Here is a 12,550-nt window from a genome sequence, read left to right on the forward strand (position 1 = left end):
GGGCCGTATGTGGCTGTTATGATGATTTACGTACGCGCAAATACCATTCACATAACAGGCGAACCTGTTTACGGGTATAGCCTTTTTCCATCATCCGATCGACAAAATCATCGTGCTTTTTCTGTTCGTCAGTTGAGGTCTTGGCGTTAAACGAAATCACCGGCAGCAGCTCCTCGGTATTGGAGAACATTTTCTTCTCAATGACCGTGCGCAGCTTCTCGTAGCTTGTCCAGTTCGGGTTGCGGCCGTTGTTGTTGGCGCGGGCGCGCAGCACAAAGTTGACAATTTCGTTGCGGAAGTCTTTCGGGTTGCTGATCCCGGCTGGCTTCTCAATTTTCTCCAGTTCGGCGTTCAGCGATTCGCGATCGAACAGCTGTCCGGTGTCCGGATCGCGATATTCCTGGTCCTGAATCCAGAAGTCCGCATAGGTGACATAACGGTCGAAAATGTTCTGTCCATATTCAGAATAGGATTCAAGGTACGCCGTCTGGATCTCTTTACCGATAAACTCGGCGTATTTCGGAATCAGGTAGCCTTTCAGGAACTCCAGGTAACGCTCCGACTGCTCCTGAGGGAACTGTTCGCGCTCAATCTGCTGCTCCAGCACGTAGAAAAGATGTACCGGGTTAGCCGCCACTTCGGCGTGATCGAAGTTAAACACCCGCGAGAGGATCTTAAAGGCGAAGCGGGTCGACAGACCGTTCATTCCCTCGTCGACGCCAGCATAGTCGCGATACTCCTGGTATGACTTGGCTTTCGGGTCGGTATCCTTCAGGCTTTCCCCGTCGTAGACGCGCATTTTTGAGTAAATGCTGGAGTTTTCCGGTTCTTTCAGACGCGAAAGAATCGAGAAGCGCGACAGCGTTTCCAGCGTACCCGGCGCACACGGCGCGTGGGTCAGCTCACTGTGGTTGAGCAGTTTTTCGTAAATTTTGATCTCTTCGGAGATCCGCAGGCAGTAAGGCACTTTGACGATGTAAACACGGTCAAGGAACGCCTCGTTATTTTTGTTGTTACGGAAAGTCACCCACTCCGATTCGTTCGAGTGCGCGAGGATAATACCGTTAAACGGCAGGGCAGAGATCCCCTCAGTACCGTTATAGTTCCCTTCCTGGGTGGCGGTCAGCAGCGGATGCAGCACCTTGATAGGCGCTTTAAACATCTCAACGAACTCCATAATCCCCTGGTTGGCGCGGCACAGTGCGCCGGAATAACCATAGGCATCCGGATCGTTTTGTGCGTAGTGTTCAAGCTTACGGATATCGACCTTACCGACCAGTGCCGAAATATCCTGGTTGTTTTCATCGCCGGGTTCAGTTTTGGCAATCGCAATCTGTTCAAGAATGGATGGCCACACTTTGACTACGCGGAATTTGGTGATGTCGCCGCCAAATTCATGCAGCCGTTTCGCCGCCCACGGCGACATGATCGTGCCGAGGTAGCGGGAAGGGACGCCGTACTCTTTTTCCAGAATCTGCGCATCTTCCTGCGGGTTAAACAGACACAGCGGATGATCGTTTACCGGGCTGCGCTCGCCGTTGGCGCTCAGCACATAAATGGGCACGCGCTGCATTAAGGATTTCAGACGTTCAGCCAGCGATGATTTACCGCCGCCGACCGGTCCCAATAAGTAGAGAATTTGCTTTTTCTCTTCCAGTCCCTGGGCGGCGTGTTTCAGGTAGGAAACAATCTGTTCGATGGCTTCTTCCATGCCGTAAAACTCTTCGAACGCCGGGTAGCGCCCGATGACTCGGTTCGAAAAGAGACGGGAAAGCCGCGGTTCCTGGGCGGTATCAACCATTATCGGCTCGCCAATAGCCGTTAATAGCCGTTCTGCCGCGTTAGCATAGGCACTGCGATCCTGCTTACATACAGCAAGAAACTCCTGCAGTGTGAACTCTTCGTCCTTGGCAGCTTCATAGCGCTGGCGATAGTGATCGAATATATTCATGGCATGCCGTCCTTTCGTTTTTTAGCACAGGTTAAGAGCCGTTGGTATGAATAATGGGGGCTCCCGGAAGAGGTAAGCCGAACGCCGTTCAACCTTGACCCAGCAACCTGTATGCCAGGTCTGCGGACAATTAACGGTTACGCGTGTGGCGATTACGCCTTCTAAAAATAAGCGTAGATGGCATTTGCAAAACTTGCATGGCGATAAAATCGATTTTCAATGACATATCAATAACTCATCAAAAAATACGAGCATTAAATCTTTTCAACTTTTTTGTGCTTTCATATAGCCGTCATGCATTTGTAAGGGCATTGCCATCAATAGGCGAGATAATGACAAGTCACATTATGTAATTACAGGTAAAAAATTTGTCGTCCGGCTAAGTGGAAGGTAAACTTTCGCCGCTGATACGTTGAAAAAAAAGGAATTACAGATTGTGAATCGAATCAAACTTCTAGCCCTAGGGGTGCTGATTGCCACTTCTGCTACCGCTGCTCAAGCGGAAAGTAAGTTCACGCTGGGTGCGGGCGTCGGCGTCGTTGAGCATGCATACAAACAGTATGACCACGATGTGTACCCGGTACCGGTAATCACCTATGAAGGCGATAACTTCTGGTTCCGTGGTTTTGGTGGTGGTTACTACCTGTGGAATGACGGTACTGACCAGCTGTCTCTGACGGCGTACTGGTCACCCATGTATTTCAAACCGGGCGACAGCGATAACAGCCAGTTGCGTAAACTGGATCGTCGTCAGTCCACGATGATGGGCGGGCTGTCCTGGTTCCACCATACTCAGTACGGTTCTCTGCGTACCACCCTGGCGGGCGATATGCTGGATGAAAGCAACGGTCTGGTCTGGGATCTGGGCTGGGTTTACCGTTACACCAACGGTGGCCTGACCTTAACGCCGGGCATCGGCGTACAGTGGAACAGCGATAACCAGAACGACTACTACTACGGCGTTTCCCGTCGTGAAGCGGCGCGCAGCGGCCTGCGTAGCTACAGCGCAGACAGCAGTTGGAACCCGTATCTGGAAATGACCGCGAATTATCGTTTCGCTGGAAACTGGAGCGTGTACGGTACCGCGCGTTATACCCGTCTGTCTGACGAAATCACCGATAGCCCGATGGTTGATAAGAGCTGGTCCGGACTGCTGTCTACCGGTATCACCTACACCTTCTAAGGCGTGAGCATTCGGTGCGACATGTCGCACCGAATTCAGGCCCCATGACGGTGCGTCGCACCGTCATGATCCCTCCCGCTAAAACGCGTATTTCATCCCAACCATCACCGAGACATCGCTGTAGCGATTGTTGCCTGCCTGTAGTGCGGTTCCGCCCCAGACGTTCAACGCCGACGTCAGTTGCCCCTGAACGCCAAGCTTAAGCTGCGCCACGTTTTGCGCGCCTTGCTGGGTAATGCGTACGGTATTCATGCGAATATCTGCAGCGTGCGTATTGTGCAACCAGTCGAGCTCAACATAAGGTTTGAATTCACGGTTTTTACCGTCATCCTCTGCACGATGGCCGCGCAGATAGAGACGAAGCCCCAGCCGCGACTGCATATTCCCGTGTCCGTTGTCCTGAATTCGGGTCCCGTTATCCTCGGTATGCGCTGCGCTTTTTACGCCCATCCACGTCAGCTGAGCCTGAGGTTCAAGATAGACCGCCTGGCGCCGCGATTCATGCAGCAGAATGTTGTATCCACTCTCAATCGAGGCCGTCATTCCCTTACTGCGGTAATGCTCGCTGGCCAGACTCTCGCCTTTAATCTGGTTATTGAACCAGCTGTAGTTGAGCCAGCTGTCCAGATACATGCCCCGACGGTTCTGCGCATTCTGATACCAGGTGCCGTAAGCCCCGACGCTGTAACCGTCCATGCTGTTGCGCGAGCGATAGCCCGTCGTGGCGGCGCGGGTTGAACCTTGTATGTCGCCGTAGCCCGCCATTAAACCAGCCCCCCAGCGATCGTCACCGTTGCGGCTGCCGTGGAGGAACTCATTGCCCATTTGGGCAACGTAGCGATTGGCCCGCGAACGAAGCTGCCCGTCGGCAGCGCTAACGCGATTCTGCCCCCCTTCCTGGCGCAGCCAGAATGACCCGGCGAGAGCAGGGCGGTGATCTCCCTGAACGCCGTATTCAGTGGCCCCTTCACGATCGTCGAGCGAGAGATTGAACAGCGTGTTGGCGGCGGCAAGGTTCATCAGATAGCTGCCAGCTTCCGGGCGATACTGTGGCACCGGCGATGGCGGTGAAACTGGCGTTACCGGGGTGGTATTGATCGACGTCAGGTACCAGTTTTTCCCTTTTTGCACCAGGCTGTAATCCCATGGCCCGGCAACCACGCGCCCCGTCTGGCGAAATGCGCCCGTAGCGGAGGCCCCGCTAACGCTAATGACCTCAATCCCTTGCTGGGTTTGCGCTCCCAGCCCGCCGACGTTGCGAAAACTGACCGCCGTGGTTCCGGCGGTACTGCCGGCAATGCTGACGCGATCGGTCAGCGAATGATCGCCGCCAAGTACGGTGTTGATCGCCAGCAGGGCGCTGCCCTGGCCGCGGTAATCGCCGCTAATATTAAGCTGATTACCGGCATGCTCGGCGCTGCGTGAGAGGGTGACGGTTCCGCTATTATCCAGCGCTCCGGTAATGCTAAAGACGGCATCAGCGCTCGTAGCCTGGGCGAGCGAGCCGACGGTCAACGAACTGCCGTCATCGAGAGTGGTGCTGCCAACGCTGCCGTTACCTGAAAGCGCCGTGCCGGTTTGCGCACGCACGGCTCCTGCAAGTGAGCCGGTAACATCAAGACGCCCGGCGGCAAGCTTCGTCTCGCCGCTAAAGCGATTGTCGCCGCTCAGCGTTAAGGTACCCGCCCCCTGTTTAGTCAGGCCCCCGGGGCCGGTGATCCCTTGCTTAATCGTCGTATTGTAGCCTTGGGTATCGAGCGTGCCGCCCGCGTCGTTAAGCGCGATCGGACGCGCGCTGTTTAAATCCAGATTATCCAGCAGCTGCAGCGTACCGCCGTCAAACGTCAGCGTACCGCTGGCGTTGCCGAGGTTGGCATCTTTAGCGATTTGCAGTATGCCGCCGGAGAGCGTCCACGGCGTCGTGGCCGTCGTGGTGTTTTGCAAAAGCCAGGTGCTCGCGTCTTTTTTCGTAAAATGGTCAAAGCCCTGATACTGGGCGTCGTTGCCGATGCTGGAAACATCAAAACGGGCATTTTGCGACCCGCCGAGCATAAGGGTATCGTCACCGCTATCGCCGCTTACCGTGCCGATCACCTGATACCCCGCGTGCAGCGTAAGTGAGTTCGTGCCGTCGGTAAACTCGACCGCCCGGGCTCGCGTCTTGCCGTCCTGGCTCATCCCGCCTTCAAGTGTGCCGCTATTAATAATCGTCATATTGCTGCCGTAGACGCCGATACCGCCCGTGCCGGAGGTGCCGCTGGCCGTTCCGGCATTGCCGCCGCTGCCACCGGCAATGGTCCCGGTATTATTGAGCGTTCCGCCGCCGCTGGCGATGTGTACGCCGTCGCCGCCGCTACCGCCATCCGCTTTACCGCTGCCACCGCCGCGATTACCGGTACCGCCGAGGATCGTGCCGTCGTTGGTCACCGTTCCCCCCGCGCCAATCAGCACGCCGTTACCGCCTTTCCCGCCAGCGCCACCGTTGCCGGTATTGCTCCCGCCGCCGCCGGTACCGCCCATCCCGCCGCGCACCGAGGCGCCAGCGGCATTGGTGACGGTGCCCTGGCCGTCAATGGCGAGCCCGTTGCCGCCCTGCGCGCCGGTACCGCCGTTCGCGCTGGTGCCGTTGGCATTGGCTCCCGCGCCGCCGTCACCGCCGATAAACTGCCCTTTATTCAATACCTCGCCCGCGCCGGTAATGCTGACGGCGGTGCCGCCAACGCCGCCGACGCCACCGCCGCCGGCAGAATCATCGCCGCCTTTGCCGCCCGATACCTTACCGGAGGTTTCGTTAGTGACGTTGCCCTGCTGGCTGATTTCGATTCCGGTGCCGCCGGTGCCTGAATCACCGCCGCGCGCAGAGGGGAGGTTACCGCTACCGCCGCCTCGGTTGCCCGTGCCGCCGAGCACGGCGCCAAAGTTATCGACGTTCCCGCCGTTTTGTAACGCAATGCCGCTGCCGCCGTTCCCTCCGTCGCCACCGTCCCCGCCGGTCAGGTTGAGCCCGCTGCTGGTGGAGTTTCCGCCGCCGCCGGTACCGGCGCTACCGCCAACTATCTGTCCTGCGGCTTGGTTGGTGATGATGCCGCTGCCAACGACGGTGATCCCGCTGCCGCCGTCGCCGCCCTCTGCGCCATAGCCGACAACGCCGGATCCCTGACCCACTTCTGCAGCCCCGCCGTTACCGCCGTCGCCACCAATGCCGCCGACGATCTGCCCGCTGTTGGTAAGGGTGCTGGTATCACTCAGCCAGACGCCACTGCCGCCGCTGGCGGCTTCACCACCGGTGCCGCCAACGCCGGTAACGGTACTGTTTTGCGTGCTGTTGGCGTTAGCCGCCAGCCCGCCCGTCGCACCGCGACCGCCGCGAAGGGTACCGGTGTTATTAATGTTGCCGCCCTGGGTGGCGGTCACGCCGTCACCGCCTTTCCCGCCGGATCCGCCGCTTCCCGCATGAAGCGTACTGCCGCTGGTGGTCAGAGCGCTAGCGCTGGCGCTACCGGTATTCCCGCCGGTGCCACCATCGCCACCGCTTATTGTTCCGCTGTTGGTATAGCTGCCGCTTGTGGTTAACAGCACACCGCTACCGCCGCCGCCGCCATCGCCGCCGTTACCTCCGTTGCCGGCATTCGCGATATCCGCAGTGTTTGCGCCGCCGTTGCCGCCGTGGCCCCCACGGCCCCCGACGATCGTACCGGTATTGCTGGTTGATCCGCTGCCGTTAAAGACAACGCCAGCCGAACCGCCGCCGCCGCCCCCGCCTGCGGCCCCGGACCCGCTGTTTGCACTGCTAACGGGCTCCTGATGACGGCCACCTGTTCCTGCGGGGAGCGGCGTGCTGCCGGTGCTGCCAGCATAGCCGTTTTCACCATCGCTGCTGGCCTGGCCACGGCCACCGACGCCGCCGCGGCCACCGTTACCCCCTACGCCGGTGACAAGGTCCATATTGCCGCCGCGTCCGCCCTGGGCGCTGGCATCCGATGTCGCTGGGCTGCCATCCGCACCGTTGGCGGCATAGGCACCCTGGCTGAAGGCGGCGTAAAGCGCCAGGCTTGTGGCAAACGCAATTGCGCTCTGCCTGAAGGGGAGCGCGTGTAAAACAGGCATGGTAATCCTCTGCTAAAAACTGAATCGGCACATATACGCTTTGCGCAGGTGAGGCCTTTATGGCGTCATGGTTTGCGCAATAGAGTTGATAAGGGAGGCGAGGAGGGATTTAAATAGATAAAAATGGTATTCATTCACTATTAGCTAGTGAGTTGTTTTTATCGATGCAGACTATCACCGATTTTTGTGCCGATTTAGGATCTTGCTTAGAAGATTGATCTATTCAATGTTACCGGTAACTTATTTTGAATAAATGCGCTTTGTTGATGTGCCGTAGAGAAAAAGGCCGGGCAATAGGATAGGCCCGGCCAGGAGGAGGGAATTAGCGGTTGAGGACGCGAATGGTTTGCGCAAGGCGCGCCGGTTTTTCTTCGGTGGCTTTCTGCGTTGCGCTGGCGCAGGCGGTTTCTACGCAAACGAAGGTTTTATAGCCGTCATCCGGCATATCACCCATGCTAACGGACAGGGCCGGGCCAGGGTTCCAGCCGACAACGTTCACATGGTGATGATGAATCACGTCGATAGTACGCTTCAGCGAGGCGTCGTGGATCACGCTGCATGCTTCCGGGTTCAGGTAAACGCGGTCGGTTCGATCCGGGAAGGTCTGTACACCGTCGCTCAGCTCACCGATTTGCGCATTCAGCACTTTATCAATATAGCGATCGCCCAGACCACTCACTTTCACGGCATGAATGTCGCCGACGTTGAAATAGGTATGCAGTGCGGTCGTGGTTTCGAATTCACCGTGGGCTTCCAGCTCCATCTCGCAGGTTTTACCCAGCTTGAAGCGCGCGAGCAGAGAGAACTCGTGCGGCCAGTACTGACGGGTGGCATCGCTGCTTTTGAGCTCGAAGGTTAAGACCACGCCATTATCGTCTTCATTATGCGCCTTCAGCGCCCACGGCAGGTTACGGGCAAAACCGTGCGCCGGGAAACCCTGCTGCGCGGCTGGGCCAAACCACGGCCAGCAAATGGGCACGCCGCCGCGGATGGCAACGCCGTCTTTAAACGGGGTATTGGCGCTTAGCCACAGCACTTCTTGTTCCCCCTCTGGCTTCCAGGAAAGCAGATGTGCACCCTGGAAGGCCACTGAGGCTTTTACTTTGGGATGGTCTACGACAATCAGTTCCAGCTCGTCGAGCTGGCGACGGGAGAGGACAGGGGTAAGCTGTTCGATAACCGGGAGAGCGAAAATTTTGTTAATCATGATGCAATCCTTGGTGTTGAAAACTTTTAGCCATAAAAAAAGGCGACCGAAGTCGCCTTTTTGGATCAGGTTCTCATCTCAAACTTATTTGGAGATGTGAGCGATCAGGTCCAGAACTTTGTTAGAGTAACCAGTTTCGTTGTCGTACCAGGAAACCAGTTTCACGAAGTTGTCGTTCAGAGCGATACCTGCTTTAGCATCGAATACGGAAGTGCAAACTTCACCGTTGAAATCGGTAGATACAACGTCGTCTTCGGTGTAACCCAGAACGCCTTTCATTGCGCCTTCGGAAGCAGCTTTGATTGCTTTCTTAATTTCTTCGTAAGAAGCAGCTTTTTCCAGACGAACGGTCAGGTCAACAACGGATACGTTCGGGGTAGGAACGCGGAACGCCATACCGGTCAGTTTGCCGTTCAGTTCTGGCAGTACTTTACCTACAGCTTTAGCAGCGCCGGTAGAGGACGGGATGATGTTCTGAGCTGCGCCGCGGCCGCCGCGCCAGTCTTTGTGAGACGGGCCATCAACGGTTTTCTGAGTGGCGGTGGTCGCGTGAACAGTCGTCATCAGACCTTCGATGATGCCGAAGTTGTCGTTGATAACTTTAGCCAGCGGTGCCAGGCAGTTAGTGGTGCAGGATGCGTTGGAAACGATGTCCTGGCCTTCGTATTTGTCAAAGTTAGCGCCTTTAACAAACATCGGGGTGTTGTCTTTGGACGGACCAGTCAGAACAACTTTTTTCGCGCCAGCGGTGATGTGCTTACGAGCGGTTTCGTCGGTCAGGAAGATACCGGTAGCTTCAGCAACAACGTCAACACCAACTTCGTCCCATTTCAGGTTAGCCGGATCGCGTTCAGCGGTAACACGGATTTTTTTACCGTTAACGATCAGATGACCGTCTTTCACTTCAACGGTACCGTCGAAACGGCCGTGAGTGGAGTCATATTTCAGCATGTATGCCATGTACTCTGCGTCTAACAGGTCGTTGATTGCAACGATCTCAATGTCAGAACGTTTCTGAGCAGCACGGAAAACAATGCGACCGATACGGCCAAAACCGTTGATACCTACTTTGATAGTCATATATTCCACCAGCTATTTGTTAGTGAATAAAAGGTTGCCTGTAAAATTACAAAAACCTTACGCAGCGTCAAGCGGAATCGTGTCAATCATTGCGACAAATCAATCTGCTGCCTAAGCTTTGCACGACTAACCTGCCTCACTCTCCCTTTGAGCTTGAAACCACGTGGGGGCGGCGCCGGGGATTTTAAAGGGCACTGGAGATAAAAATGTGATTGGCGTCACAATTACCCGGCAGCTTTTTTACGCCGATTAAGTTTAGAACAAAAGTTCACGCTTCATTGTTAATGTTTTGTTAGAATCGACTGGCAAATGTATTTTTCATAGCGAGATGTGAGCAAAATGGTGAACAAACCCACCCCAGAAGAACTGAAAAATACCCTGAGTGAAATGCAGTTCTATGTCACGCAGAAACATGGCACAGAGCCGCCGTTTACCGGGCGTTTACTGCACAACAAGCGTGATGGGATTTACCACTGTCTGGTGTGCGATGCGCCGCTTTTCCACTCCCAAAGTAAGTACGATTCCGGATGCGGCTGGCCGAGCTTTTATGAGCCGGTTAGCGATACCGCCATTCGTTATCTCAACGATTACTCCCACGGTATGCAACGCACTGAAATTCGTTGCGGAAATTGTGACGCGCATTTGGGGCACGTGTTTCCCGACGGTCCGCAGCCAACGGGTGAACGTTTTTGCGTCAATTCCGCATCGCTTAGCTTCACGGATGATGAAAATGGCGACGCAACCAAAGGGTGAAGAAACGATTCAGCAAATTATTCCACAGGAGAGGGGGCTGAACATGAGTATTGAGCAAATGATCGACAATATGACGCCGGAAATTTACCAGCGTTTAGCCACCGCGGTGGAGCTGGGTAAATGGCCCGACGGCGTGGCGCTGACCGCAGAGCAAAAAGAAAACTGCCTGCAGTTGGTGATGCTGTGGCAGTCGCGCAACAACAGCGATGCCCAGCACATGACCATTGATACCAACGGCCAGATGGTGATGAAAAGCAAGCAGCAGTTGAAGGAAGACTTCGGCATTGCGCCGAAGCCTATTGCGACCTTTAAGCAGCACTAAGCGGCGGCCCACGGCTCAATTAACCGCTCTTTGGCGTACCACATCGCCTCTCTGACCGCGACCGGCCTGCTCAGCAGGCCAAGCGCGTAGAAGCGATCGGCGATGGTTTGCTGCGCGCGAATGGCCTGCATATCCATTTCCCGGGTCTGATGGCTGCGCCTTGCCAGCGCGCAGGCCAGAGACCCGGTATCCAGCCCCAACTCCCCGGCCAGCAGCTGCGCGGCCTCCTGGCGGTGACGATCGATATATTTGCCAGTTTTGACCAGCGCGGCCACCACCCCAGCAATAATATCCTCGTTTTGTTGAGCGTACTGGCGGCGGGTGATGTAAAACTGATGATTGTTGACGCGACCTTCGCCCGTGGCCAGGACACGCAGCGTACCGCTGCGCTCGGCGGTGCTCAGCAGCGGGTCCCACATCATCCAGGCGTCGGCTGACAACACGTCGCTGGCGGTCAGCGGGTATTTCGGCGGCGCGTAAACCACTTTCACATCTTCAAGCCCCAACCCGGCTTCCTCCAGAATCTGTACCAACAGCCAGTGCACGTTCGATCCCTTATTCAACGCAATCCGTTTTCCCCGGAGCTGCTCAAGCGTGCGGATATCGCTCGCGTTGGGCACGACCATCGCCACGCTTCGCGGCGCTGGCGGCTCCCAGGCAACGTACAGCAGCGCGTTGTCCTTCGCCTGGGCGAAAATCGGCGGGGCTTCACCGGTGGTGCCAAAATCAATTTCGTTGTGACTTAAGGCCTGTAACAGCTGTGGGCCTGCCGGGTATTCGCTCCACATCACGTTAACCCCCAGTTCGGCGAAGTTTTGTTCAAGCAGCTGACGCGCCTTCAGCACGCCCAGGTTGCCAAAACGCTGATAGCCGATACGCAGTTCGCGTTCGCGTGGCGCAGGGGGCGGCAGCACCCCGGCTTTCCGCCGCTGTTTAATCACGCCCAAATGTGCCAGATGCGTGCGCAGCGTATGGCGGCTGATACCCAGAAGCTGAGCGGCCTGGCTTTGGTTATGGTCGCTTCGGTCCATGGCGGCGTGGATCATCGCGTGCAGCAGGCGGTCGTACAGCGCGCCGCTGTGGCTGTCCAACTGACGACGCATAAAGGCGGCCAGTTCATCACTCTCCTCCGGTGCGCCCGGCTGCGTGGGCGAAACCGGCGTTAAGCGCAGATGTTCGGCGCCGAGTTCGCTTTCCGGGTTCAGCAGCACCGCGTTGTGCAGCGTGTTTTCCAGCTCGCGGATGTTGCCTGGCCACGGATGAGCGCTCAGCCGCGCCAACGCCTGGGCGGAAAGCCGCTGGGTTGGTCGCCCCAGACGACTGGCATACAGCTGCACGAAATGGTGCGCCAGCACCGGAATATCCTGCCGACGCTGGCGCAACGGCGGCAGCGTGACGGCGGCGATGTTCAGACGATAAAACAAATCCTCACGAAAACGGCGCGCCTGAATCGCTTGCGCCAGATCGACGTGGGTGGCCGCCAGCACCCGCACGTTAATACGGATGGGACGATGAGAGCCGACGCGGGTAATTTCCCGTTCCTGAAGCACCCGCAGTAGTTTCACCTGCAGCGCGAGGCTGAGCTCACCAATCTCATCAAGCAGCAGCGTGCCGCCTTCTGCCGCCTCAAACCAGCCCTGATGGGTGTGGGTGGCGCCGCTGAATGCGCCTTTTTCGTGGCCGAACAGCTCCGACTCCGCCAGCGACTCGGTCAGCGCGCCGCAGTTGACGGCTAAAAATGGCCCGCCGGCGCGCGGGCTATGGCGATGCAGGTAGCGCGCCACCACCTCCTTGCCGGTGCCGGTTTCTCCGATAATCAGCACCGTCGCGTCGGTAGGCGCAAGGCGCGCAAGGACCTTCTGGAAGGCCTGCGACGCGGGGTCGATCGGCGCGGGTCCGGATAATGTGAGTTCGGCGTTAAGCATCGTGTATCTCCTGCGGATTAAT

General features: G+C 57.0%; 8 protein-coding genes. 3 read left to right on the forward strand and 5 right to left on the reverse strand.

Going from position 1 to position 12,550, the window contains the following annotated elements:
* Window positions 1-16: 16 nt before the first annotated feature.
* On the reverse strand, window positions 17-1,951 hold the full coding sequence (gene yeaG, locus H7R58_RS09540; RefSeq protein ID WP_106926473.1) for a protein kinase YeaG: 1,935 nt from the start codon (window positions 1,949-1,951) through the stop codon (window positions 17-19).
* 436 nt (window positions 1,952-2,387) lie between these two features.
* On the opposite strand from yeaG, the gene H7R58_RS09545 reads away from it, so the two are divergent.
* On the forward strand, window positions 2,388-3,134 hold the full coding sequence (locus H7R58_RS09545; RefSeq protein WP_106926615.1) for a MipA/OmpV family protein: 747 nt from the start codon (window positions 2,388-2,390) through the stop codon (window positions 3,132-3,134).
* Window positions 3,135-3,212: 78 nt separating this feature from the next.
* Here H7R58_RS09545 and H7R58_RS25450 read toward each other — a convergent pair whose 3' ends face one another.
* The 3 genes from H7R58_RS25450 to gapA form a co-directional block, all read right to left on the reverse strand.
* On the reverse strand, window positions 3,213-7,241 hold the full coding sequence (locus tag H7R58_RS25450; protein ID WP_182929069.1) for an autotransporter outer membrane beta-barrel domain-containing protein: 4,029 nt from the start codon (window positions 7,239-7,241) through the stop codon (window positions 3,213-3,215).
* Between the two features lie 322 nt (window positions 7,242-7,563).
* Entirely contained in the window at window positions 7,564-8,448 is an 885-nt protein-coding gene (locus tag H7R58_RS09555; protein ID WP_106926477.1) for a D-hexose-6-phosphate mutarotase, read from the reverse strand.
* A gap of 84 nt (window positions 8,449-8,532) precedes the next feature.
* Window positions 8,533-9,528 (reverse strand): glyceraldehyde-3-phosphate dehydrogenase, encoded by a 996-nt coding sequence (gene gapA / locus H7R58_RS09560; protein WP_106926479.1) that lies wholly within the window; start codon window positions 9,526-9,528, stop codon window positions 8,533-8,535.
* A gap of 339 nt (window positions 9,529-9,867) precedes the next feature.
* Between gapA and msrB the strand changes: the two genes are divergently transcribed.
* Both msrB and H7R58_RS09570 read left to right on the forward strand, forming a co-directional pair.
* Window positions 9,868-10,281 carry a peptide-methionine (R)-S-oxide reductase MsrB gene (msrB, locus tag H7R58_RS09565; RefSeq protein WP_182929068.1) on the forward strand — a complete coding sequence of 138 codons (414 nt, stop codon included), beginning with the start codon at window positions 9,868-9,870 and terminating at the stop codon, window positions 10,279-10,281.
* Between the two features lie 43 nt (window positions 10,282-10,324).
* Complete coding sequence (locus H7R58_RS09570) at window positions 10,325-10,603, forward strand: YeaC family protein (protein ID WP_106926617.1); 279 nt, start codon at window positions 10,325-10,327, stop codon at window positions 10,601-10,603.
* On the opposite strand, the gene H7R58_RS09575 is transcribed toward H7R58_RS09570, so the two are convergent.
* Complete coding sequence (locus H7R58_RS09575) at window positions 10,600-12,528, reverse strand: sigma-54-dependent Fis family transcriptional regulator (protein ID WP_182929067.1); 1,929 nt, start codon at window positions 12,526-12,528, stop codon at window positions 10,600-10,602. The genes H7R58_RS09570 and H7R58_RS09575 overlap by 4 nt on opposite strands.
* Window positions 12,529-12,550: the final 22 nt, after the last annotated feature.

This window comes from Klebsiella sp. WP4-W18-ESBL-05, assembly GCF_014169075.1.
Lineage (GTDB): Bacteria > Pseudomonadota > Gammaproteobacteria > Enterobacterales > Enterobacteriaceae > Kluyvera > Kluyvera ascorbata_B.

Bases quoted from the DNA above. Each gene is read 5' to 3' on its own strand.
- yeaG (WP_106926473.1), bottom strand. From the start codon at position 1,951: ATGAATATATTCGATCACTATCGCCAGCGCTATGAAGCTGCCAAGGAC.
- H7R58_RS25450 (WP_182929069.1), bottom strand. From the start codon at position 7,241: ATGCCTGTTTTACACGCGCTCCCCTTCAGGCAGAGCGCAATTGCGTTT.
- H7R58_RS09555 (WP_106926477.1), bottom strand. From the start codon at position 8,448: ATGATTAACAAAATTTTCGCTCTCCCGGTTATCGAACAGCTTACCCCT.
- gapA (WP_106926479.1), bottom strand. From the start codon at position 9,528: ATGACTATCAAAGTAGGTATCAACGGTTTTGGCCGTATCGGTCGCATT.
- msrB (WP_182929068.1), top strand. From the start codon at position 9,868: ATGGTGAACAAACCCACCCCAGAAGAACTGAAAAATACCCTGAGTGAA.
- H7R58_RS09570 (WP_106926617.1), top strand. From the start codon at position 10,325: ATGAGTATTGAGCAAATGATCGACAATATGACGCCGGAAATTTACCAG.
- H7R58_RS09575 (WP_182929067.1), bottom strand. From the start codon at position 12,528: ATGCTTAACGCCGAACTCACATTATCCGGACCCGCGCCGATCGACCCC.